The organism is Verrucosispora sp. WMMD573 (assembly GCF_027497175.1).
Lineage (GTDB): Bacteria > Actinomycetota > Actinomycetes > Mycobacteriales > Micromonosporaceae > Micromonospora.
The window spans coordinates 4,538,541-4,560,293 of record NZ_CP114901.1; the positions used below are offsets into that span (position 1 = coordinate 4,538,541).

Here is a 21,753-nt window from a genome sequence, read left to right on the forward strand (position 1 = left end):
CCGAGCGGAAAATGATCCTGCCGAGCTACCGGCGCGACGACGTCGACGCTCACCCGCCGCTGCTCAGTGCGGGCTATTTGTCCACGGTGGGGCGGGCACCGCAGCAGCCGCTCACCTACCTGCCGCAGCGGCTCACCGAGGTGACCGGCCCACTGCTGGGCGAGGGCCGCATCGGCGAACTTGACCACGACCTGACCCGCCAGCACGACGGGGAGCCCCTCGGGCAGCGGATCATCGTGCACGGCCGGGTCCTCGACGGTGACGGCCGCGTGGTGCCGTACACCCTCGTCGAGATCTGGCAGGCCAACGCCGCCGGCCGCTACCGGCACGCCGCCGACACCTGGCCGGCGCCGCTGGACCCGAACTTCACCGGCGTCGGACGCGCCCTGACCGACGCGGACGGCCGCTACCGCTTCGTCACCGTGCAGCCCGGCGCCTACCCGTGGCGCAACCACGACAACGCCTGGCGGCCCGCGCACATCCACTTCTCCCTCTTCGGCCGCGCCTTCACCCAGCGTCTGGTGACCCAGATGTACTTCCCCGGCGACCCGCTGTTCTTCCAGGACCCGATCTTCAACTCGGTCCGCGACGAGCGGGCCCGCCAACGGATGGTGGCCCGCTACGACCACACCGCCACCCGCCCCGAGTGGGCGCTGGCCTACGAGTTCGACATCGTGCTGCGGGGCCGGGCGGCCACCGTGTTCGAGGACGAGGACGACGATGAGTGAGCCCCTGGGCGTCACGCCCGCCCAGACCGTCGGGCCGTACCTGCACATCGGCCTGCGTTGGCCCGACGGGCCGTACGTGGTCCCGGAGGGCACGCCCGGGGCGTTCTGGCTGCGGGGCCGGATCGTCGACGGCACCGGCGCGGCAGTGGTCGACGCGATGGTGGAGAGCTGGCAGGCCGATCCCGACGGGCGTTTCGACCATCCCGACGATCCGCGTGGCGCCCGGCCATCGTCGGTCCCCGGCTTCCGGGGTTTCGGCCGGGCCGAGACCGACACCGAGGGCCGGTACGCGTTGCACACCGTCAAGCCGGGGCCGCTGCCCACCTTCGACGGCGACACCGAGGCACCGCACCTGACGCTGTCGGTGTTCGGGCGGGGGCTGCTGCACCGTCTCGTCACCCGGGTCTACTTTCCCGGCGAGGCGGCCAACGCCAGCGACCCGGTGCTGCGTACCGTCGACCCGCAGCGTCGTGACACGCTGCTGGCCCGGCCGGCCACGGACGGGTTCCAGTTCGACATCCGCCTTCAGGGAGAGCATGAGACCGTCTTCTTCGCCGTCTGAGGCACTGCTGCGCGGGCTCTCCGGCACACCCGAGGTCGACGCCGAACTCGGCGACCACGCCCTGCTGCGGGCGCTGCTGGACGCCGAGGCGGCCCTGGCCCGGGCCGGCGCCGACGTCGGGCTGCTGCCCGCACCGGCCGCCGACGAGATCGTCCGCCAGTGCCGCGCCGAGCGGTACGACCCGGCCGCCCTCGGTGCCGCGGCCGAGGCGGCCGGCAACCCCGTCGTCCCGCTGGTGCGGGAGCTGACCGCTGCGGTCGCCGAGCCGGCCCGGCCCTGGGTGCACCACGGTGCCACCAGCCAGGACGTGCTCGACACGGCCCTGTCGCTGGTGGCGGCCCGGGCCGCCGAGCCGCTGCTGCGGCACCTCGCCGACGCCGCCGACGCCGCCGCCGCGCTGGCCCGGAGCCACCGCGACACCCTGATGCCCGCCCGTACCCTCGGCCAGCAGGCCGCACCGACCACCTTCGGGCTCAAGGCAGCCGGCTGGCTGGTCGGCCTGGTCGAGGCGGGCAGCCGGCTGGCCAGGGCGCGTGCCGGTCTGCCCGCGCAGCTCGGCGGGGCGGTCGGCACCCTCGCCGCCTACGGCACGGCCGGGCCGGAGATGGTCGACCGGTTCGCCGCGCGACTGGGCCTGGCCGCGAGCCCGCTGCCCTGGCACACCCGTCGTCAGCCCCTGCTCGACCTGGCCGCGGCCCTCGGCGGGCTGCTCGCCGCCACCGGCAAGATCGCCCTCGACGTGGGCCTGCTCGCGCAGACCGAGGTCGGCGAGGTGGTCGAGGGGGGCGTGGAGCGGGGCGGCTCGTCGGCGATGCCGCACAAGCGGAACCCGGTGGACTCGGTGCTGGTCTGCGCCGCGGCTCGGCGTGGCCCCGGGCTCGTCGGCACGCTGTTCGCCGCCGCCGGCCAGGAACACGAGCGGGCCGCCGGTGGCTGGCACGCCGAGTGGGAACCCCTGCTCGACCTGACGCACCTCGCCGGCGGGGCCGCCGCGCGTACCGCGCGGATGCTCGCCGGTCTCGACGTACGTCCGCAGCGGATGCGGGCCAACCTGGACGCCGCCGGCGGTCTGCTGCTCGCCGAGGCGGTCGCCGCCCGGCTGGCACCGGCCCTGGGCCGGGCCGCCGCCCACGACCTGGTCCGCCGCGCCGCCGGCCGCCCCGACTTCCGGGCAGCGCTGCTGGCCGAGGCGGAACTGCGCGCCCACCTGTCCGTGGCGGACGTCGACGCCGCCCTCGACCCGGCCGGTTGGCTCGGCAGCACCGGTCAGCTGATCGACCGCGCCCTCGACCTGCACCGCGCGGCGATCCGAGGCCCGAGCGCGACCGCCGGACCGCACCGCGAGGCGTGGCACGGCCCGACCGCGACCGCCGGACCGCACCGCGAGACGCAGCCGTGACCGGCGCGCTGCACTACGCCGTCGACGGCCCGCCGGACGCGCCGGTGCTGCTGCTCGGCAGCTCCCTGGGCACCACCGGCGCGATGTGGCAGCCGCAGGTGGCGACGCTGGCGGAGCGGTACCGCGTGGTCCGCTACGACCATCTCGGCCACGGCGGTTCGGCGGTGCCGGCCGGGCCGTACACCATCGACCTGCTCGGCCGGAAGGTGCTACGGCTGCTGGACGACCTGGTCGTGACCCGGGTCCACTATGCCGGGCTCTCCCTCGGCGGGATGGTCGGCATGTGGCTGGCCGCGCACGCCCCCGAGCGGATCGACCGCCTCGCCCTGCTGTGCACCTCCGCACTGCTCGGGCCGGCGGACGGCTGGCGGGCTCGGGCCGCCGCCGTCCGTGCCGGTCGGCTGGACAGCATCGCCGACGCGATCGTCGAGCGCTGGTTCACCCCCGCCTTCGCCGCGACCCACCCGGACACCGTCGCCGCCTACCGGGACATGCTGGTCAGCACGCCCGCCGCCGGGTACGCCGGCTGCTGCGCGGCCATCGCCGCGATGGACCTGCGGCCGGACCTGGCCGCGATACGGGCCTCGACGCTTGTGGTCGGCGCGGCCGACGATCCGGCGACCCCGCCGGAGCAGGCGGCCGCCATCGCCGAGCGGATCCCGTCGGCCCGCCTGGTGGTGCTCGACGGCGCGGCGCACCTGGCGAACGTCGAGCAACCCGAGGCGGTAACCCGACTGCTCGTGGACCACCTCGACCCGAAAGGCGCGGTGAGCTGATGACCGACCAGCAGCGGTACGAGGCCGGCATGACGGTACGCCGGCAGGTGCTCGGCGACGCCCACGTCGACCGGGCCATCGCCGGCACCGACGAGTTCACCACCGACTTCCAGGACCTGATCACCCGGTACGCGTGGGGTGAGATCTGGACCCGGGAGGGGCTGGACCGGCATACCCGCAGCTGCATCACCCTCGCCGTGCTGGCCACCCTGCACCACGACGAGGAACTCGCCATGCACGTACGCGCCGCCCTGCGCAACGGCCTCACCCCCGACGAGGTGAAGGAGGTGCTGCTCCAGGTGGCCGTCTACGCTGGTGTGCCGGCGGCGAACCGGGCGTTCAAGGTGGCCCAGGAGACGCTGCGGCAGGAGGCCCCGTGAACGACGAGGCGTCGGCCCGACCCGGCGAGTTCGTCCAGTCGCTGGAGCGCGGTCTGGCGGTGATCCGGGCTTTCGACGCCGAACATCCGCAGCTGACCCTCAGCGAGGTGGCCCGGGCCACCGGGCTGACCCGGGCCGCCGCCCGCCGCTTCCTGCTCACCCTTGTCGAACTCGGCTACGTACGCACCGACGGGCGGCTGTTCTCCCTGCGTCCGCGCATTCTCGACCTCGGCTACGCCTACCTGTCCAGCCTGAGCCTGCCCGAGGTGGCCCAGCCGCACATGGAGGCGCTGGTGGCGCAGGTGCACGAGTCCTGCTCCGTGTCGGTCCTCGACGGTGACGAGGTCGTCTACGTCGCCCGGGTGCCCACCAAACGGATCATGACGGTGGGGATCAGTGTCGGCACCCGGTTCCCCGCGTACGCCACGTCGATGGGCCGGGTGCTGCTCGCCGGGCAGCCGCCCCGATGGCTCGACGACTATCTCGCCACGGCGCAGCTGCGTCCGCTGACCCGGCGCACCGTGACCGATCCGGCGAAGCTGCGTGACCTCCTGACCAGGATCGCCAACCAGGGGTACGCCCTCGTCGACCAGGAGCTGGAGGAGGGGCTGCGGTCGCTGGCCGCGCCGATCCACGGCGACAACGGCTCGGTGGTGGCCGCGGTAAATGTCTCCGCCCATGCCAGCCGCGGCTCGTTCGAGATGATCCGCAAGGAGCTGCTGCCACCGCTGCTGGCCACGGCCAAGCGCATCGAGGAGGACCTGAGCGCCGGTCCCGGTCGCTGACCCCGGTCCGTGCGCTACGGCGAATCGGCCCGGGGCGGCCCGTCCGCGTACCACCATGTGGGGGACGACGAACGGGGGGGCGAGGTGCGCGAGCTGCTGCTGGTCATCACGCTGGGCGTCGTCGTGCTGGTCGGCACCACCATCGGCGGCCGGTACCGGGTCGCCCCACCGGTGCTGCTGATCAGCCTGGGTGCCCTGGTGGCGCTGCTGCCCCCGTTCTCGCACGTGGTCCTGGCACCCGAGGTGGTGCTGCTGCTGTTCCTGCCGGCGATCCTGTACCGGGAGAGCCTGGTCACCAGCCTGCGGGAGATCAGGGCGAACATCGTGGTCATCGCGTTGCTGGCGGTCGGCCTGGTCGGGGTCACGATGGTCGCGGTGTCGCTGGTCGTGCAGCGCTTCGGCGTCGACCCGGCGGTGGCCTGGGTGCTCGGCGCGGTGCTCGCCCCGACCGACGCCGCGGCGGTGGCCGGACTGGCCAAACGGATGCCTCGCCGGCTGCTGACCACCCTGCGCGCGGAGAGCCTGGTCAACGACGGCACCGCCCTGGTGCTGTTCGCCATCGCGCTCGGTCTGCTCGGCGGGGGCGCCGCACCGAACGCCTTCGAACTCGTCGAGCGGATCGGCCTGTCCTTCCTCGGCGGCATCGCCGCCGGCATGGTGGTCGGCACGGTGGTGATCCTGATCCGCAAGCGCATCGACGATCCGCTGCGGGAGGGCGCGCTGAGTGTGCTCACCCCGTTCGCCGCCTTCCTGCTCGCCGACAGCATCCACGAGAGTGGGGTGCTCGCGGTGGTGGTCGCCGGTCTGATGCTCTCCTACGCCAGTCCCCGCGTGATCCGGGCCCGGTCCCGGATCCTCGCACTGTCCTTCTGGGACCTGACCACCTTCCTCGTCAACGGTGGACTCTTCGTGCTGGTCGGCATGCAGATTCCGCGTGCGGTGGAGAACGTCACGAGCGTCTCCCTGGGCCGGGCAGTCGTGATCGCGCTCGTGGTGTCCGGGGTGCTGGTGGCGGTGCGGATGCTGTGGCTGCACCTGATCGCCGGCCTGGCCCGGCTGGTGGAGCGGCGCGAGTCGCAGCTCGCCCGCCAGGTCAACTGGCGGGTGCGTACGGTAGCCGGTTGGGCCGGCTTCCGGGGGGCGGTCTCGCTGGCGGCGGCGCTCGCCGTGCCGTTGACCGCGCAGGACGGCAGCCCGGTGCCGGAACGGGATCTAATCATCTTCGCGGTCGCCACGGTGATCCTGGTGACCATGCTCGTGCAGGGCACCACCCTGCCGTTCCTGATGACCTGGGCCGGACTGCGCGGTGATCCGGAACGGGTCGAGGAGTCGCGCCAGGCGCAGCTGAATGCCACCCGATCCACCCTCGACGCGCTGCCGGACCTCGCCGACCGGGTGGGTGCCGAGGCGGAGATCCTGCACCGGCTCCGGGCCGAGTACGCGGGTCATCTGAACGCGATGCAGGCCGAGCCGGAGGACGAGTCGCTCACCGACCGGGAGGTCGAGCGGCAACTGCGCCTGGCCGCCCTCGAACACAAGCGACGCGAGATCACCACGATGCGCGACCGGCGGGAGATCGACGATACCGTGTTGCAGGAGTTGCAGGCCCGGCTGGACGTCGAGGAGATCCGACTGCTCGGCCCGATGGCCTCCGAGTGACAGCTGCGCGGCCAGCGGGCTCGCGCAGCTGGCCGCCGCCCCGATCAGCCGGCTGCGGCCCCGCCCGCCGGAAGTGCGAGGGCGACCGTGAGGTCGAGCAGACTGCGTGGGTCGGTGAGTCGGTCGCCGTAGAGCTGGCGCAGTTGACCCATCCGGTAGCGCACAGTCTGCGGGTGCACGAAGAGGTCGGCGGCGACGTCGTCCCGCCGTCCCTGGTGCAGCAGCCAGGAACGCAGCGTCTCGGTGAGCCGCTCGGCGGTGGCGGCGGGCAGCGCGGCGAGCGGTTGCAGGACCCGGGCACGCAGATCGGCGAGCGCCTCGACGTCGGCGCTGAGCAGCAGCTCGGCCAGGTGCGCCTCGGTGTCCAGGGGTTCACCGTCGGCGGGTCGGTCGATACCGAGCGCGACCACCCGCACCACCCGCCGGTACGACGAGCTGACCCGGGCCCAGGGACGGCAGGGCCCGAGCACCGCGTGACGTCCGTGCAAGACCCGGGCGAGCTGCCGGCGCCGGTCACCGTGCATGTCCGGTACGAGCAGCACCGCGGTCTCCTCGCCGGGCTCGCCGGCCGGCATTTCCTCGGTGCTCTCCAGGGTGTGTTCGCCCAGCAGGGCGAGCGCTCCGCGCAGCTTCGCCTGCGGCAACAGCGCCACGGTGAGGGTCTGCGGCACCGGCCAGTCGGCCCGCTCGGCGCTGCGCAGCAGCACGTCCTCCGCCTCACCGGCGAGCAACTGCTGGGTGAGCCGTTCCAGGTTGCGCCGTCGGGCCCGGCCCACGCTGGCCAGCTCGTCGGCATGACCCGCGACGCTGGCGGCGGAAAGCTCGTCGATGTAGGCGAACATCAACTCGGCGAACTCGGCGACCGTGGCGGCGGGCAGCCCGGTCGCCACGGTGGCGGTGGCCAGCTCCCGCCAGGAGACCCGGGCACCCACCCGGTACGCGGCCAGCAGCGCGTCCACGCTGCGGCCAGACCGGGCCTCGCCGCTGCCCAGGGCGTACGCGGCCTCCAGCGCCGGGACCAGCGGCGTGCTCGGGTCGTTGACCTGCGAACGGTCGGCGGCCTGGGACTGTTCGAGCAGTTGCAGGAAGGTGCCCAACGCGATCTGCACCGCGTTCTCTATCTTGTCCCGCATCTGTCCGGTCAGGGTGCCGGAGTAGCTGGGCACCTCGGCCGTGATCGCGGTCACGGTCTGCCCGGCCACCAGCGGCAGCCGGTCGCGCAGTTCACGGGCCACCCGCTGGTCCAGTTCGATGCGGGCCGCCCGATTGGTCGTTCCGGATGGTTCCGCCACGGTTGTTCTCTCCGCACAAATGGGGTGGATCGCTTTACCTTCGCAGACCAAGAGTTTATGCCAGCGGGCCGCGACCATCGTCGTATGACCACCACCGTCCCGCCACCGGACACGAGATCTTTTCGGCGCCGCCTGTGGCGGCTCGCCGAGACGGTGACCACACCGGTGCTGCCCAGCGACTACCTCGACCTGGTCGCCCCGCTTCGCGCCGGGGCCGACCTGCGCGGCCGGATCGTCGCCGTGCATCCGGAAACCCCGGACGCGGCGACCCTGCTGATCCAACCCGGCCGTAGTTGGCGCGGCCACGTCCCCGGCCAGTACATCCGGCTCGGTGTGGACGTCGACGGGGTGCGCCAGTGGCGCGCCTACTCGGTCACCTCGGCCCCCGGCCGGCGCACCGAGCCGCTCTCGGTGACGGTGAAGGCGATCCCGGACGGCGTGGTCAGCAACCATCTGGTCCGCCGCATCCGACCGGGCACGATCGTGCAGCTCGACCAGGCGCGCGGCGACTTCGTGCTGCCGGAGCGGGTACCGTCGCGGGTGCTGTTCCTCACCGCGGGCAGCGGCATCACCCCGGTGGCCGGGATGCTGCGCTCGGGTGCCCTGGCCGGCAGCGACGTGGTGCTGGTGCACTCGGCGCCCACCGCCGCGGACGTGGTCTTCGGCGCGGAGCTTCGCGGCCTGGCCGAGCGTGGTGCCATCCGACTGATCGAGCGGCACACCGAGGTCGAGGGCCTGCTGGACGTGGCCGAGCTGGACACCCTGGTCCCCGACCACCTGGCACGTCAGACCTGGGCGTGTGGTCCGCTCGGGCTGCTCGACGCGGCTGAGGAACACTGGTCGGCTCGCGGGCACGCCGCCAGCTTGCACACCGAGCGGTTCCGTCCCACGGTGATCACCGCAGGTGACGGCGGGACCGTCACCTTCACGCGTTCGTCGGTGACCGTGGCGGCCGCCGGCGCCACCCCGCTGCTGGATGCCGGCGAGAGTGCCGGGGTGCTCATGCCGTCGGGCTGCCGGATGGGCATCTGCTTCGGCTGCGTGCTGCCGCTGCGCCAGGGCGCGGTCCGCGACCTACGTAACGGCCAGCTCACCACCGCCCTGCCGGGCGACGGCGTACGCGTGCAGACCTGCGTGTCTGCCGCCGCCGGCCCGTGCGAACTCGAGATCTGATCGGAGACCGACCGCCGTGACCGTGATGCAGAAGAAGGCCGACAACCCGATCGCCCACCTCACCGCCGAGGACATCGAGACCCTCGGCAAGGAACTCGACGCCATCCGGGAACGGGTGATCGCCTCCCGGGGCGAACGGGACGCCGCCTACATCCGTAAGGTCATCTCGACCCAGCGGAAGCTGGAGATCAGCAGTCGGGTGGTGCTGCTGTTCTCGCTGTTCCCGCCGGCCTGGATCGTCGGCACCGCCGGGCTGTCGGTGGCGAAGATCCTGGAGAACATGGAGATCGGGCACAATGTCCTGCACGGCCAGTGGGACTGGATGCGCGATCCGAAGATCCACTCGACCAGCTGGGAGTGGGACCACGTCGCCCCGGCCGACCAGTGGAAGCAGTCGCACAACGAGCTGCACCACAGGTACACCAACGTGGTCGGCAAGGACAACGACCTCGGCTACGGCATCATGCGGGTCGACGAGGACCAGCCCTGGCACCCGGCGCACCTCGGGCAGCCGCTCTACAACTTCCTCAACGCCTGCTTCTTCGAGTACGGCATCGCCGCGTACGACCTCGACCTGGGGAACAAGCTGAAAAACGGGGGGCACAAGGACCCCGAGTTCCGGACCAGGCTCCGCGCGGTCGGCCGAAAGATCCGCCGTCAGTTCCTCAAGGACTACCTGCTCTTCCCGGTGCTGTCCGGCCCGTCGTTCCTGCACACCCTGGCCGCCAACTTCACCGCGAACCTGATCCGCAACCTGTGGAGCCACTCGGTGATCATGTGCGGTCACTTCCCGGACGGGGTGGAGACCTTCGAGAAGACCTCGATCGAGGGCGAGACCCGGGGGGAGTGGTACGTGCGGCAGATGCTCGGCTCGGCCAACATCAGCGGCAGCCGGCTGATGCACATCATGACCGGCAACCTGTCCTTCCAGATCGAGCACCACCTCTTCCCCGACCTGCCGAGCAACCGCTACCAGGAGATCGCGCCGGAGGTGCGGGCGCTCTTCGACAGGTACGGGCTGAAGTACACCACCGGCTCGCTGCCCCGGCAGGTCTTCTCCGCGTGGAAGAAGGTCTTCCGGCTCGCCCTGCCGAACCGCCGCCAGCCGGCCGCCCCCGCCACCCCGCTCGACGACTCCGCCAACCACCCCACCCCCACCCTCATCGCCGCCTGACCCCGCGTCCAACCTCGTGCGACTTCAGGGTTGTTGCTGGCTGAGAGCCCCGCTGACCCAACTACAACCCTGAAGTTGCTCACCAGGGGCGTCCCTCGGGGTGAGGCGGGGGTGGGTCAGCGACGGTTGGGGTAGTTGTGGGTGGACTGGCGGCCCTTGACGAAGGCCAGCACGATCACCGCGGCGAGCGCGATGAGGCCGATGATGACCAGCCAGCGGACCGCTTCGAGAAGCAGCCCGAGCAGGACCAGCGCACCGGCGATCACGCCGACGACCCAGAGCAGGGCGCGCATCTTTACCTCCCAACCGGCCGCCCGGCCGGTCCGGGCGTTGCCGAACCGGCTACCCGTTTCCACCCGGACGATGCCATCTGTGTGGGTACCCAACCCGGCCGCCCTGGGCGTGCTACCGCGCACGGTGCTCGGGAACGCGGCGGAGGTTCCCGAGGAGCGTGATCGGGGCAGCGCTCAGTCGGGGAGCTGCCCCAGATAGACGGTGTTGGCCGACGCCCCGCCGGTAAGCGGGTTGGCGAACCGCACCACGTGACTGTGGTGGGTGGGGAAGACGGCGGCCAGGTGGGCTGCGAACTCCGGGTCCGGAGGATCGTCCGACCAGAGGGCGAACACGCCGCCCGGATGCAGCAGCCGCGCCAGCCGGCGCAACCCCTCCGGCCGGTAGAAGGCGGCGTGGCTCGGATGCAGCGGATGCCGGGGAGAGTGGTCGACGTCGAGCAGCACCGCGTGGAAGCGACGCCCGGCGTCGTCGGGGTCGAGGCCCTCCGGACCGGCCACCCGGGCGAAGAAGTCGGCCCGCACCAGCCGGGTACGCGGGTCCGTGGCCAGTCCGGCGGCGAAGGGCAGCAGGCCGCGCCGATGCCAGTCGATGACGTCCTCGACCGCCTCCACCACCAGCAGGGAGGCGACCCGATCGTCCGCCAGCGCGGTGCGGGCGGTGTAGCCCAGGCCCAGCCCGCCGACGACGACGTCGAGACGGTCACCGGCCAGCGACGCCAACCCCAACCGGGCCAGCTCGACCTCACCGGCGGTGAACAGGCTGGACATCAGGAACTCGTCGCCGAGCTTGACCTCGTACACCTCCAGGCCGAGCCGGGGATCGCGACGCCGCCGCAGACTGATCTCGCCGATCGGTGTCGGACGCCAGGCCAGTTCCTCGAAACGTACGCTCACCGCCGGCATGTTACCGGCCGGTGAGCTGCCGCGAGCGGCGTGACGCCCGGTCCCCGGGACATCGACGCAACGCATATCCTGTGCCCGGTTCGTCTCGCCGGAGGGGAAGCGATGCCGTCGCGGCAGGATCAGCTGCACTCGTACCAGTTCACTGTCCAGCGGACGGTGGCCGCGCTGGTGACGCGAGAGACCGATCCGGCGCAGTCCCCGATGCGCCGGCTCGCCGGAGCCGGGATGGCCGGCGTCCTGGTGGCGGTCATCGGGTTGGGGGCCGCCGCGCTGTACGGCCTCTTCACCGGCGGCGGCGTGAAGTGGCGCGACGCCGGTGTGGTCATCGTGGAAAAGGAGTCCGGCGCCCGGTTCGTCTACCGGGAGGAAAAGCTGCATCCGGTGCTCAACTACGCCTCCGCGCTGCTCATCATCGGCGCGCAGCGGCCGAAGACCGTGCTGGTGTCCCGGCGGTCGATCGACGGAGTGCCGAGGGGGTTGCCGTTGGGCATCCGCGACGCTCCCGACTCGCTGCCCCCGGCGGCCCGGCTGGCCACCGCACCGTGGTCGGTCTGTTCGGTGCCCCCGACCGAGCCCGCAGCGGCGGCACGCTCGGTGCTGCTGGTGGGCACCGGCGGCACCGGCGGCCAGCCGCTGGGCCGGGACGCGTTGCTGCTGCGTGCTCCCGACGGCCGGCTGCACCTGCTATGGCAGCAGCAGCGACACCTGATCCGGGACACCGACCGGGTGCTGGCCGCGCTGGTGACCACCCGTTCCCGGTCCGTCCCGGTGGCCGCCGCGCTGCTCAACTCGGTGCCGGCCGGTCTCGACCTGGCCCCACCGGAACCGCCCGACCTGGGTCGGCGATCCACCCTGGTCGCCGGCGCCCGAATCGGTGACGTCCTGGTGGTGAGCAACTCCGGCGGCGGGCGGCAGTACGCAGTGGTGCTGCGTGACGGGCTCGCCGGCATCACCGAGCTACAGGCCGGTCTGCTGCTCGCCCGCACCGGTCAGCGGGAGCCGGAGCAGATCAGCCTCGGCCGGTTCGCCGCCCTGCCCCAGGTGCCAGACCTCGTCCCCGCCGGTCCCGACGCGCCGCCGGTTGCTCCGCCCCGGCTGGCCACGCCGGAGCCGGCCACGATCTGCGTACGGGTGGGTGATGACACCGGCGCGGTGGAGGTGCGGCGGGGTGTGGAACTGCCGACGCTGGCCTCCGGCCCCGAACAGCCGGCCGAGTCGACGACCGCGGACCAGGTGGTGGTGGAGCCGGGGCGGGGCGCGCTCGTCGAATCGGTCGCCATGCCGGGTGCCACCGGCGGCGCGATCTCCGTGGTGACCGACCTCGGCCGCCGGTACGCGCTCGCCGGCCCCGAGGTGACCGGCATGCTCGGCTACGCGGACGTGCGACCCGTCCGGCTGCCCGCCGGCGTGGTCAGCCTCGTACCCGCCGGCGCGCCGCTCGACCCGGGCGTGGCCCGTCAGCGCGCCACCCCCGCCTGACGTGCTCGGACACCCGCCCCGGAAGTGGTAGGAAATTTCTTGGCGTGGGTTGTCGAATCCGGAGACTCTCGCTCGTCGCACTGACGACGGCACGTCAGACCGACCTCAAGGAGCAACCAGATGCGTACCCTGATCGCCACCGCGTTCGTCTCGCTCGACGGCGTCATCGAGGCCCCCGGCGGAGAACCGGGCTACCGCAACTCGGGCTGGACCTTCAACGACATCGCGTTCGACGAGGCGGCCTACGAGATCAAGGGCCGTGAGCAGGACGAGGCCACCGCGATGATGCTGGGCCGGGTCAGCTACCAGGCGTTCGCGCCGGTGTGGCCGAAGATGACCGAGGAGTTCGCCGGCTACAACGCGATGCCGAAGTACGTCGTGTCGACAAGCCTGAAGGAGCAGGACCTGGTGTCCAACTGGGGGGAGATCGTCATTCTCCGGTCGCTGGACGACGTCGCCGCGCTCAAGCAGACCGAGGGCGGCCCGATCAGCATCCACGGCAGCGCCACGCTGAACCGCAACCTATCCGACGCCGGCCTGATCGACCGCTACCACCTGCTGGTCTTTCCGGTGCTGCTCGGTGCGGGCAAGCGGCTCTTCAGCGACACCGACCGGGACAAGCAGAACCTCAAGCTCGTCGAGAGCGAGTCCTACGCCAACGGCATCCAGAAGCTGGTCTACGACATCGCCCGTTGACCAGCCGACCGGCCCGCCGGTGGGACGGTAACCGAGGCGGGTCAGCGGCTGGGCACTGACCGGACGCTCATGGTGATGGCCTCGGCCACCTGCTCAGGCGGCTGCGACGCGTCGACGAGATGAGCGCCGGTCACGGCGGCGAAGGTGGTGAGCGCCCGGGCAACATGGTCGTGTCGCCACCGGCGGGCGGCGACATCCACCTGGTCGGCATCGATGCGGGCGCGCAACTGCTCCTCGGCTGTTCGTGCACCATGTGGGTCTCCGGACGGGGCGCGGGTCACGGCTGTCGGGTCAGGCCGACGAGTGTGGCGAGCCGGATGACGTCGGTTGGGAAGGTACCCGCGCGAAGCACGGCGGTGAGCGCGGCGCGTCCGGCAGGCCGCACGCGGGTCTCGGCAGGAGCGATGCGGTCGGCGGTGGTCAGGGCGCGTCCGGCGGCCTGAGGGTCGCCAAGGGCCAGGTGCGCGCGGGTGATGTCGATCAGGTGACCGGCGCGGTGTTCGGCGGGCAGCCGATGCCAGGCATCGCTGCTGACGGCGAGTTTGTGGGTGGCGATGGCGAGGCCGTTGTCACCGAGGCCGGTGGCAACCAGGGCGCGGGCGAGGTCGACCACAATCGGCCCGAACCCGCCACCATGGCCGTGCCGGTGGGCGAGGCGGGCGGCCTGGTCTGTGAGGCTGCCGGCGGTGGTCGCCTCGCCGCAGGTGGCGGCGGCGAGGGCGGCTTCGAGGAGCAGAATGCCGGCGGGGGCGACGTCATCCGGTCGGCTGGTGGGGGAGGGCGTCGGGTCGAGCCGGTGCAGGGCGGTACGGGTGACGGCCAGCGCCAGCCGGCCGCGCCGCACGGCACGCAGCGCCTGCGCCAGGCCGACCACCGCAATCGCGGTACGCCGTGGGTCGTCGCCGGCAGCGGTCATCGCGCGGTCGGCGGCCAGCCAGGCCAGGTCGGGTTCACCGAGCTTGACCAGGACCTGCGCGGTCAGCCGGTACACCCGCACCAGCAGGTCGTCAGTGGACGCCGGCATGCCGACGCCCGAGGCGTGTCGCGCGTCGGCGAGCAGGTCGGGCAGGATCCGAAGCAGCTGGGGATACTGGGCGTGCCGGTACGCGGCGAGCGCGTATTCGACCTGACGGCCAAGGCCCGCCGGGGTGACGCCGGCGGTGGCCGGTCCGTAGCGGGTCAGGGCTTCGCGCAGCCGTTCCACGGCGACGCTCATCTCGGTGACCGCCGGCGGCGGGGTGTCCCGGCCGACCAGCACGCCGGTGGCGACCCCGAGCGCCTCGGCGACCGTCTCGATCACCGACAGCCGGTCGAGCCGGCGGGCACCCCGTTCGATCTTGTCGACCCAGCTTTTCGACTTGCCGATCCGGTCGGCGAAGACCTGCTGACTCATCCCACGGCGGACCCGGAGCTGCGCGATGCGCCGCCCGATCGGCAACTCCTGCCGGCCACCGCCGGTCATCGCCGCGCCGCCGGACCGATCGCCTCGGTGGACGCTCCGCAGCGCGGACACCACCGCGCCTTCACCTTGAACGCGAACAGCCCGGCGAGAAACCCCAGCAGTACGCCGCCGAGCACCATCATCGCCACTCTCATGTGGTCAGTTCAGCCGATCGCGACAGTCATCTGAGGAGGTGCGTGGGGGTGCCTACCGGTGCGGACCGGTGGCGAGGGCGCTTTCGTCCGCACCCCTCCGTTACTCTCCGTGTGACGACCGTCGCAGGTGAGGGGTGAGGTGTGGTATCCAGCGGAGAGGCGATCACCCGGCTGCTGGCCGAGGTGGGCTGGCAGCCCGAACAACTCGCCCGACGTCTGAATGAGTGCGCCGAACGGCATGGCCGCACGGAGCGGTTGCATGTCAAGACTCCGTACAAATGGAAGAAGGGCGACGCGCCTCGTAACCCCTGGCCCTCGCTGACCGCCGCCCTGCTGTCCGAGCAGTTGCAACGGACGATCACTCGCGATGAGCTGGGCTGGCCCGATGACGGTTTCGAGGCCGTACCCGCCTCGGCCGGTCTGGAACTGCCCTGGTGCCCAGCCGGGGCCTTGCGGGCCGCCGAGGTGGTGAACGAACCTGAGGGGATGATGCACCGACGGATGTTTCTCACTCTGCTCGGTTCCGCACTGACCTCACCTGCGCACGAATGGCTGATCTCCCAACCTCCGCGAGCAGTGGCGTCGTCCAGAGGCCGACCGATCTCCGGCGAGGTTGTCGACCACCTGGACACGGTGACCGCCAGCCTCCGTCGCATGGACGATCATCTCGGCAGCGGCCAGACCCTCGGCATGGTCCGCCAGCAGCTGAGCACGGTGGTCGATGTGCTGCGCGATCGCAGCTACACCGACAGCGTCGGCCGACGCCTCCACTCCACCGCGGGGGAACTGCTGCGGCTTGCTGGTTGGCTCTCGTTCGACGGTGGCCATCACAGCCAGGCCCAGCGATTCTGGATCGCCGGGCTCTACCAGGCCCATACGGCCGGCGACCGCGGCCTCGGGGCAAACATCCTCGGGTTCATGTCCTGCCAGGCCAAAGACCTCGGTCAACTCCGTCAGGCCATCACTCTTGCCGAGACCGCGCGAGCGAGCTATCCGCAATCGAGCCCGAAGGTGTCGACGATTCTCGACCTGAGGGCTGCGGAGGCGTACGCCAACAACCAGTCGGTGACCGACACCCGTCGGGCGCTCGACAGCGCCTTCGACCGGTTGACGGACAGCCCACCGGAGTACGGCGACCCGGACTGGTCCTACTGGATCAACGAGGCGCAGGCTCACGCGCAGGCTGGATACTGCTACGTCAAACTCGAACACTGGTCCCGTGCACGGGAGCACCTGCGAGCAGCGCTGCGGCTACAGAGCAGCGAGTACAGCCGGGAAGCTGCCCTGCGCAACGCTTTGCTCGCCACCACCTACGTGCGGCAGGTGCAGCCCGACCTCGACAAGGCACTTGCTCTTGGCGAGCGGGCCGTCCAAACGCTCACGGGTCAGGTCACCTCCGCCAGGTGCACCAAACACGTACGCAATCTGGTCGGCGCCCTCACTCCCTATCGTCGTACCCCCGCCGTCCGTCGCTTCTGCCTGGACGCCAGGCAACTCATCTCCGCGTGAGGCGGCAGCGAAACCTGCTGAGCTCCGCGACCTGTCAACGTGCGATTCTTGGTCCGAAATCGCCCATCAGTGGGCAGGATCGGACCAAGATCCCTCGCAGAGACGCCCCGCGCGGTAGGTCTACATGTACTCTGCCGCGACTTCCTTCGCCTCTGCCACGAACTCGTCGAGCTCTGCGGGCGTCAGCCGCCGCTCAAGCAGAAGCTGTCCGAGGACGAAGACCTCGGCCGCGAGCATGGTCTCGGCGGGGATGTTGTCGATCAGCTCCGGTTCGCCGAGGGCGGCGCGGATCAGACCCTCCATCTCCAGGGCCGGCAGTGTGTCCCCGTCCGGATAGCGGGCCCGGGTCACGGACACCCAGGCGGCCACATCGCTGGGAGTGGCCTCGGTAGAAAAGTGCCGATGGACGGCGAGGGTGAATGCCGCTCCGATGACCTGGAGGCCGCCGACCCAGCCACCCCGGCCGATCTCGGCGACGAGAGCCTCGGCGGCATCCCAGTCAGCTCGGGCCAACGCCCGGATCAGATCGCTCAGCGCCTGGACTGTCAACGCTTCAACCTCGCTATCGTCTTGCCGATCGTCCTCGCGAACCATCGCGCGCCCACGCCTACCAGCAGGCCGACTATCACAAGATTCCCGGCGGCCTCTGCGCTGTCAATCTTCGGTCGTGCTGGTTGGTTGCGGATCGTGAGGACATTGGTCCCGGTGGAGTGCGTCCCGTCGGAGCCCTTGGGGCCCCGGAGCAACTTGACCATTTGCTGTGCGGCGTCCGTCGCGTTGGCGGCGTTGTCCTGTAGCTCGTCCGCCTTCCGTACGGACCGGTTCAGGACTCCCCGCATCCGTTGGCGGCCGAGGTCGCGGCGGTCGCTGTCAAACAGGAGGTCTTCGCCGGAGGGTGGGCCGGACGTGGCGGTTGTCGTCTGCGGCACCGACCCGGGGGCGATGGCGTTCAGGTACGCGGTGACATTCCGGGCGGCCTCGCTGCTCAGCCGGGCGAGCCGGTGGGCCTTGTCGACACCGGTGCGGCTGTGGCTCACCGCCGCGCGGATGCTCGGATGGTCGGAGCCCTTGCCGGCCGTCGCGTAACGGGTGTTCGCCCCGGCCACGTCCGTGGCGGCGCGGGTCGCCTGCACCGCGAGGCCGTCCAGTTGGTCCACTGCGGATCTGAGCTGGGCGATGACCTGAGCGAGCAGGCCGCTCATCCCAGCAGCTTCCGGTATGCGCTGCCGTTCTCCCGGGCCGCGCCGATGACTCGCAGGATCAACGCGACCTCGCGGATGGCGTCCGCGATCGCTGTACGGGCCTGTTCCGCCTCGGCCCGTCGGCTGTCGTGCAGGGTGGCGAGCACCAGCCCGGATACCTCGTCCAGGGCCGCGCCGACGCCTTCGATCGTGGCCCTGCCCTGGTCGAGCAGGTGGTTCGCCTCATCGAGGGCGGCCTTGACCTCGCCGATGCTCATAGGTCACCCGAGGATGCTGATGTACTGTCGAGCCGCCTGGGTGCTGCCCTGGAGCACCGTCGCCGCCTCGACCAGCCGCTGCTTGCTCTGCTCAGCCCGGTTGATCGCCTCCGCGATGGCGGGATGACCGGTGCCGGCCGCGACCGCGCGTAGCCGAGAGATCACCTGTTCGGTGCCGTCGATGGCGGACCGGATCTGGTTCGTCGTCGCGTTGCACTGCTCGGCTGCCTGGGCGAGCTCGGCCTTCACTTGCTCGATGCTGGCCATGCCGTCCTTCCGGTCCACCGTACGGGTTGCTGGTCGGTCACGTTTCGTGGCGAGGCAGACACTATCCAACATGAATCGTCCTCCGCAGCCCTGCGGCCGGGCGGGACGGGCTCAGCCGTGCCAGGACCGCCAGAGCGCGGCGTAGGCGCCACCGGTGCGGACGAGTTCGTCGTGGCCGCCGAGTTCGGTGATCCGGCCGTCCTCCAGCACGGCCACCCGGTCGGCGTCGTGCGCGGTGTTGAGCCGGTGCGCGATGGCGATGACCGTACGCCCGCTGGCCACGGCGGCGAGGGCCCGCTCGGTACGCCGGGCGGTCGTCGGGTCGAGCGCGGCCGTGGCCTCGTCGAGGATCAGGATCTGCGGGTTGGCGAGCACGAGCCGGGCGAGCGCGAGTTGCTGGGCGTCGGCGGCACTGAGTTCACGAGCCCCGTCACCGAGTTGCGTGTCGAGTCCGTCGGGCAGGTCGGCGTACCAGTCGGCGCTCACCGCGACCAGTGCGGCGCGCATCTGCTCGTCGGACGCGTCGGGGGCGGCGAAGGCGAGGTTGTCGCGCAGCGTGCCGATGAAGACGTGGTGTTCCTGGGTGACCAGGGCGATCCGGCGACGACGCTCGGCCGGGTCGAGGTCCGTGACGGCCAGGCCGTCGAGGCTCACCACACCCTCGCGCGGCACGTCGGTTCCGGCGAGCAGCCGGGCGAGCGTGGACTTTCCCGCCCCGGAAGGGCCGACGATGGCGAGGCGTTCGCCGGGGCGTACCACCAGGTCGATCCCGCGCAGCACGTCGGGACCGTCGGCGTACGAGAAGTGGGCTCCGCGTACGACGAGCCGTCCGGACCGGGCGGGGGCCGGCACGCGTGGTCGCGGTGTGCCGGCTGCGGCTTCGGTCTGCTGGCCGACACCGAGCACCCGGGCGAACGAGGCGAGGCCGCGTTGGGCCTGCTCCATCCATTGCAGCAGCCGATCCAGCGGCTCGATCGCCTGCTGAAGGTAGAGCGCCGCCGCGACCACCTCGCCGAGGGTCACCAGGTCACGGTCCAGCAGGAAGCCGCCGAACAGCAGCACCACCGCGATCGGCAGCGCGTAGCTCGCCTCCACCACCGGGAAGAAGACCGACCGGAGGGCCAGGGTCGCCCGACGGGTGGCCCACACCCGGCCGATGCGCTGCCGGCCGTACGCGATGCGGTCGGCACCGAGGCGGAGCGCCTCGACCGTGCGGGCACCCTCGGCGGTCGTGGTCAACGCCTCGGTCAGCTCGGCGGTCGCGGCCCCTTCGGCAAGGTAGGCCGGCCTGGCGCGACGCAGATACCAGCGGGTGACCGCGACGATCGACGGCAGCCCGGTCAGGGCGACCAGGCCGAGTAGCGGATGCAGCAGGAAGATCGCACCGAAGAGCAGCGACAACTGCGTCCCGGCGATGACCATGACGGGCATCACGTCCCGTACCGTCGTCCCGACGGTCGTCACGTCCACCGAGCTGCGGGTGGCGAGTTCACCGGTGCCGGCCCGTTCGATGACGGAGATGGGCAGGTCCAGCGCTCGCGCGACGAATGCTTCGCGGAGCCGGGCGACGGCGCGCTCACCGAACCGGTGGCCGACGTACTGGGCGTAGCGGGCGAGCAGCCCGTGGGCCAGCACACAGCCGCCGATCGCGAGGGCCAGACGGTCCACGGCGGCGGCGCCGGCACCGGCCGTGACCTCGTCGACGATCCTGCCCAACAGCCACGGCGGCGCGAGCCCGGCGACCGCGGCGGCGCCGTGCAGCACCAGGACGACGGCGACCGCGCGGCGGTCCGCGGCGATGAGGCCCAGCGCCGCGCGACGGACGACCTTCCGGTCCGCGACGGGCAGCCCGGTCACCGCAGTGACCCGTCGGCGTCGACGGACTCGCCGTCCCGGGACACCAGGGCCCGGTAGCTCGGATCCTGTGCGAGCAGTTCGACGTGACTGCCGGCGGCGGTGATCCGGCCGTGGCGCAGGTGTGCGACCAGGTCGGCGCGCCCGAGCAGCAGCGGTGAGGTGGTCAGCACGACTGTGGTCCGTCCGGCCCGCGCCGCCCGCAGCCGCCGCGCGATGCGCGCCTCGGTGTGCGCGTCCACGGCCGACGTCGGGTCGATGAGGATCAGCACGTCCGGCTCGGCGAGCAGAGCGCGGGCCAGGCGTACGCGTTGCCGCTGGCCGCCGGAGAGGGTCCGGGCCCGGGTACCGACCGGCATCGCGAGCCCGTCCGGGTGGGCGTCGACCACGTCCACCGCCGACGCGGTACGCAACGCCGTGAACAGGTCGGCGTCGCTGGTGTCCGCCCGGACGCGCAGGATCTCGCGCAGTGTTCCGGCGAAGAGATAGGAGTCGTGGTCGGCGACCAGGATCCGCGCCCGCACCTCGTCCAGCGCGATGCTGGTGAGCGGCACGCCACCCCAGGTCACCTCGCCGGCGACGAACCGCCCGAGCCGGTCGGCCAGCGCGACGGCCTCGGCCGGGTCGTCGGCGGCGACGGCCAGCAGCCGTCCGGCGGGTACGGTCAGCCCGGTGGCGGGATCATGCAGGTCGGCGGGTCGGTCCGGCGCGGCTTGCGTCCCGCCGGCCGGTGACGGTGGACCGGCCTCGTCCGGTCTGAGGTTGAGCAGTGCGATGATCCGGCGGGCGGCGACCCGCCCCCGGATCACCTGGTAACCGCCTTCGAGCAGGAACCACACCGGCACGATCAGGACCGCCACGTACCCGTAGACGGCCACCGTCTGCCCGATGGTGATGTCACCCGCTGCCGCCATCCGCGCCGCCAGCCACACCACGGCGGCCAGGAACACGCCCGGAATGACGATCGTCAGCGACTCGATCCAGCTGTTCACGGCGCCGACCCGGTACCCCTCGGTCAGCAGCCGCTGGGAGCGGGCCGTGTACCGGCGGGCGAACAGTCCCCGCCCACCGACCCCGGCGAGCACCCGCAGCCCGGCCACGATGTCGGCGGCCCGGGTGGTGAGCAGGCCCTGCTGGTGACGGTAGACCGACTCGACCCGTTCGAGGCGGCGCAGCAGCGGCCCGACCAGCAGCACCACCGTCGGCACGCCGAGCAGCACGAACACCGCGAGCATCGGAGACACCGACCACAGGAGAAAGGCGACGAAGACGTACGCGAGGACGGCCCCGACGCCGGGCCCGGTCATCGTCAGCACCCCCGAGGTGTGGATGATGTCCGCGCCGCCCACGGTGGCGACCTCGCCGGCGGCGAGCCTGCGAGGCAGCACGGCACCGATGCGGGACAGGTGACGCAGCAGGACGGCGGCGGACCGGGCCGAGGCGTCCTCCCGGACGAAGGTCATCGTGCGGTGCCGCATGATGCCCAGGTAGGCCAGGCCCAACCCGGCGACGACGATCGCGGCCACCCACCACAGCAGCGCCCGGTGGCCGGCGGGCCGTAACCCGTCGTCGATGGCGCGGGCGACGAGGTATGGCCGGACCGACAACCCGAGCATCCAGGCGGTGCCGATGAGGCCGCCACGCAGCACCCGCCACGGCTGACAGCGGACCAGCCACCAGATGTATCTCAGTGGCCCCCTCGTGTCCGGCGTGCCCGGCTCGGCATGAGGGAGCTGTGGGGGCATCGTTCCAGGCTACGGTCCGGCTCG

The 21,753-nt window shown here is 71.8% G+C and carries 24 protein-coding genes; 12 read left to right on the top strand and 12 right to left on the bottom strand.

Features of this window, described 5'->3' with window-relative positions; all coding sequences use genetic code 11:
• Positions 1–11: 11 nt before the first annotated feature.
• The 7 genes from pcaH (at position 12) to O7601_RS20670 (ending at position 6,289) form a co-directional block, all read left to right on the top strand.
• Positions 12–728 (top strand): protocatechuate 3,4-dioxygenase subunit beta, encoded by a 717-nt coding sequence (gene pcaH, locus O7601_RS20640; protein WP_281566987.1) that lies wholly within the window; start codon positions 12–14, stop codon positions 726–728.
• Positions 721–1,290 (top strand): protocatechuate 3,4-dioxygenase subunit alpha, encoded by a 570-nt coding sequence (pcaG, locus tag O7601_RS20645; RefSeq protein ID WP_281562737.1) that lies wholly within the window; start codon positions 721–723, stop codon positions 1,288–1,290. Before pcaH ends, pcaG begins: the two co-directional genes overlap by 8 nt.
• Positions 1,265–2,689: a 3-carboxy-cis,cis-muconate cycloisomerase gene (pcaB, locus tag O7601_RS20650; protein ID WP_281562738.1), complete on the top strand. Its 1,425-nt coding sequence runs from the start codon at positions 1,265–1,267 to the stop codon at positions 2,687–2,689. Before pcaG ends, pcaB begins: the two co-directional genes overlap by 26 nt.
• Positions 2,686–3,465, top strand: coding sequence for a 3-oxoadipate enol-lactonase (gene pcaD, locus O7601_RS20655; RefSeq protein WP_281562739.1), 780 nt, complete (start codon positions 2,686–2,688; stop codon positions 3,463–3,465). Before pcaB ends, pcaD begins: the two co-directional genes overlap by 4 nt.
• Entirely contained in the window at positions 3,465–3,845 is a 381-nt protein-coding gene (gene pcaC / locus O7601_RS20660; protein WP_281562740.1) for a 4-carboxymuconolactone decarboxylase, read from the top strand. The genes pcaD and pcaC overlap by 1 nt, the downstream gene beginning before the upstream one ends.
• Entirely contained in the window at positions 3,842–4,630 is a 789-nt protein-coding gene (locus O7601_RS20665; RefSeq protein WP_281562741.1) for an IclR family transcriptional regulator, read from the top strand. Before pcaC ends, O7601_RS20665 begins: the two co-directional genes overlap by 4 nt.
• An 84-nt stretch (positions 4,631–4,714) precedes the next feature.
• Positions 4,715–6,289 carry a Na+/H+ antiporter gene (locus tag O7601_RS20670; protein ID WP_281562742.1) on the top strand — a complete coding sequence of 525 codons (1,575 nt, stop codon included), beginning with the start codon at positions 4,715–4,717 and terminating at the stop codon, positions 6,287–6,289.
• Between the two features lie 44 nt (positions 6,290–6,333).
• Here the strand turns inward: O7601_RS20670 and O7601_RS20675 are convergent, their stop codons facing one another.
• Positions 6,334–7,581, bottom strand: a complete 1,248-nt coding sequence (locus tag O7601_RS20675; RefSeq protein ID WP_281562743.1) for a helix-turn-helix domain-containing protein — start codon at positions 7,579–7,581, stop codon at positions 6,334–6,336.
• Between the two features lie 84 nt (positions 7,582–7,665).
• On the opposite strand from O7601_RS20675, the gene O7601_RS20680 reads away from it, so the two are divergent.
• Both O7601_RS20680 and O7601_RS20685 read left to right on the top strand, forming a co-directional pair.
• A complete protein-coding gene (locus O7601_RS20680; RefSeq protein WP_281562744.1) occupies positions 7,666–8,754 on the top strand; it encodes a ferredoxin reductase in 1,089 nt (362 codons plus the stop codon).
• A 16-nt stretch (positions 8,755–8,770) separates the two neighbouring features.
• Entirely contained in the window at positions 8,771–9,928 is a 1,158-nt protein-coding gene (locus tag O7601_RS20685) for an acyl-CoA desaturase (RefSeq protein ID WP_281562745.1), read from the top strand.
• Between the two features lie 116 nt (positions 9,929–10,044).
• On the opposite strand, the gene O7601_RS20690 is transcribed toward O7601_RS20685, so the two are convergent.
• Positions 10,045–10,284, bottom strand: coding sequence for a hypothetical protein (locus O7601_RS20690; RefSeq protein ID WP_281567097.1), 240 nt, complete (start codon positions 10,282–10,284; stop codon positions 10,045–10,047).
• Positions 10,285–10,395: 111 nt separating this feature from the next.
• Entirely contained in the window at positions 10,396–11,115 is a 720-nt protein-coding gene (locus tag O7601_RS20695; RefSeq protein ID WP_281562746.1) for a spermidine synthase, read from the bottom strand.
• Positions 11,116–11,226: 111 nt separating this feature from the next.
• On the opposite strand from O7601_RS20695, the gene eccB reads away from it, so the two are divergent.
• On the top strand, positions 11,227–12,603 hold the full coding sequence (gene eccB, locus O7601_RS20700) for a type VII secretion protein EccB (protein WP_281562747.1): 1,377 nt from the start codon (positions 11,227–11,229) through the stop codon (positions 12,601–12,603).
• A 120-nt stretch (positions 12,604–12,723) separates the two neighbouring features.
• Entirely contained in the window at positions 12,724–13,299 is a 576-nt protein-coding gene (locus O7601_RS20705; RefSeq protein WP_281562748.1) for a dihydrofolate reductase family protein, read from the top strand.
• A gap of 41 nt (positions 13,300–13,340) precedes the next feature.
• Here the strand turns inward: O7601_RS20705 and O7601_RS20710 are convergent, their stop codons facing one another.
• From O7601_RS20710 to O7601_RS20720, 3 genes are read right to left on the bottom strand one after another with little or no spacing between them, the layout of a single operon-like run.
• Positions 13,341–13,526 (bottom strand): hypothetical protein, encoded by a 186-nt coding sequence (locus O7601_RS20710; RefSeq protein ID WP_281562749.1) that lies wholly within the window; start codon positions 13,524–13,526, stop codon positions 13,341–13,343.
• Positions 13,527–13,576: 50 nt separating this feature from the next.
• Positions 13,577–14,761, bottom strand: a complete 1,185-nt coding sequence (locus O7601_RS20715) for a helix-turn-helix domain-containing protein (protein WP_281562750.1) — start codon at positions 14,759–14,761, stop codon at positions 13,577–13,579.
• Positions 14,758–14,895: a hypothetical protein gene (locus tag O7601_RS20720; RefSeq protein WP_281562751.1), complete on the bottom strand. Its 138-nt coding sequence runs from the start codon at positions 14,893–14,895 to the stop codon at positions 14,758–14,760. The genes O7601_RS20715 and O7601_RS20720 overlap by 4 nt, the downstream gene beginning before the upstream one ends.
• 141 nt (positions 14,896–15,036) lie before the next feature.
• Between O7601_RS20720 and O7601_RS20725 the strand changes: the two genes are divergently transcribed.
• On the top strand, positions 15,037–16,404 hold the full coding sequence (locus O7601_RS20725) for a hypothetical protein (RefSeq protein WP_281562752.1): 1,368 nt from the start codon (positions 15,037–15,039) through the stop codon (positions 16,402–16,404).
• 120 nt (positions 16,405–16,524) lie between these two features.
• On the opposite strand, the gene O7601_RS20730 is transcribed toward O7601_RS20725, so the two are convergent.
• Genes O7601_RS20730 through O7601_RS20755 form a run of 6 tightly spaced genes read right to left on the bottom strand, consistent with a single transcriptional unit; the run spans position 16,525 to position 21,729 of the window.
• Positions 16,525–16,953, bottom strand: a complete 429-nt coding sequence (locus O7601_RS20730) for a hypothetical protein (RefSeq protein WP_281562753.1) — start codon at positions 16,951–16,953, stop codon at positions 16,525–16,527.
• On the bottom strand, positions 16,950–17,606 hold the full coding sequence (locus O7601_RS20735; RefSeq protein ID WP_281562754.1) for a hypothetical protein: 657 nt from the start codon (positions 17,604–17,606) through the stop codon (positions 16,950–16,952). The genes O7601_RS20730 and O7601_RS20735 overlap by 4 nt, the downstream gene beginning before the upstream one ends.
• Positions 17,603–17,863 (bottom strand): hypothetical protein, encoded by a 261-nt coding sequence (locus O7601_RS20740; protein WP_281562755.1) that lies wholly within the window; start codon positions 17,861–17,863, stop codon positions 17,603–17,605. Before O7601_RS20740 ends, O7601_RS20735 begins: the two co-directional genes overlap by 4 nt.
• Positions 17,864–17,866: 3 nt before the next feature.
• A complete protein-coding gene (locus tag O7601_RS20745) occupies positions 17,867–18,202 on the bottom strand; it encodes a hypothetical protein (RefSeq protein ID WP_281562756.1) in 336 nt (111 codons plus the stop codon).
• A gap of 39 nt (positions 18,203–18,241) precedes the next feature.
• The gene (locus O7601_RS20750) at positions 18,242–19,987 is read right to left on the bottom strand and encodes an ABC transporter ATP-binding protein (protein ID WP_281562757.1); all 1,746 of its coding nucleotides are present in this window, start codon (positions 19,985–19,987) and stop codon (positions 18,242–18,244) included.
• On the bottom strand, positions 19,984–21,729 hold the full coding sequence (locus tag O7601_RS20755; protein WP_281562758.1) for an ABC transporter ATP-binding protein: 1,746 nt from the start codon (positions 21,727–21,729) through the stop codon (positions 19,984–19,986). Before O7601_RS20755 ends, O7601_RS20750 begins: the two co-directional genes overlap by 4 nt.
• Between the last annotated feature and the right edge of the window lie 24 nt (positions 21,730–21,753).

What these genes read in the sequence shown, in the direction of transcription:
- pcaH (WP_281566987.1), top strand. Translation starts at nt 12, where the DNA reads ATGATCCTGCCGAGCTACCGGCGCGACGACGTCGACGCTCACCCGCCG.
- pcaG (WP_281562737.1), top strand. Translation starts at nt 721, where the DNA reads ATGAGTGAGCCCCTGGGCGTCACGCCCGCCCAGACCGTCGGGCCGTAC.
- pcaB (WP_281562738.1), top strand. Translation starts at nt 1,265, where the DNA reads ATGAGACCGTCTTCTTCGCCGTCTGAGGCACTGCTGCGCGGGCTCTCC.
- pcaC (WP_281562740.1), top strand. Translation starts at nt 3,465, where the DNA reads ATGACCGACCAGCAGCGGTACGAGGCCGGCATGACGGTACGCCGGCAG.
- O7601_RS20680 (WP_281562744.1), top strand. Translation starts at nt 7,666, where the DNA reads ATGACCACCACCGTCCCGCCACCGGACACGAGATCTTTTCGGCGCCGC.
- eccB (WP_281562747.1), top strand. Translation starts at nt 11,227, where the DNA reads ATGCCGTCGCGGCAGGATCAGCTGCACTCGTACCAGTTCACTGTCCAG.
- O7601_RS20705 (WP_281562748.1), top strand. Translation starts at nt 12,724, where the DNA reads ATGCGTACCCTGATCGCCACCGCGTTCGTCTCGCTCGACGGCGTCATC.
- O7601_RS20715 (WP_281562750.1), bottom strand. Translation starts at nt 14,761, where the DNA reads ATGACCGGCGGTGGCCGGCAGGAGTTGCCGATCGGGCGGCGCATCGCG.
- O7601_RS20720 (WP_281562751.1), bottom strand. Translation starts at nt 14,895, where the DNA reads ATGAGAGTGGCGATGATGGTGCTCGGCGGCGTACTGCTGGGGTTTCTC.
- O7601_RS20735 (WP_281562754.1), bottom strand. Translation starts at nt 17,606, where the DNA reads ATGAGCGGCCTGCTCGCTCAGGTCATCGCCCAGCTCAGATCCGCAGTG.
- O7601_RS20740 (WP_281562755.1), bottom strand. Translation starts at nt 17,863, where the DNA reads ATGAGCATCGGCGAGGTCAAGGCCGCCCTCGATGAGGCGAACCACCTG.
- O7601_RS20745 (WP_281562756.1), bottom strand. Translation starts at nt 18,202, where the DNA reads ATGTTGGATAGTGTCTGCCTCGCCACGAAACGTGACCGACCAGCAACC.
- O7601_RS20755 (WP_281562758.1), bottom strand. Translation starts at nt 21,729, where the DNA reads ATGCCCCCACAGCTCCCTCATGCCGAGCCGGGCACGCCGGACACGAGG.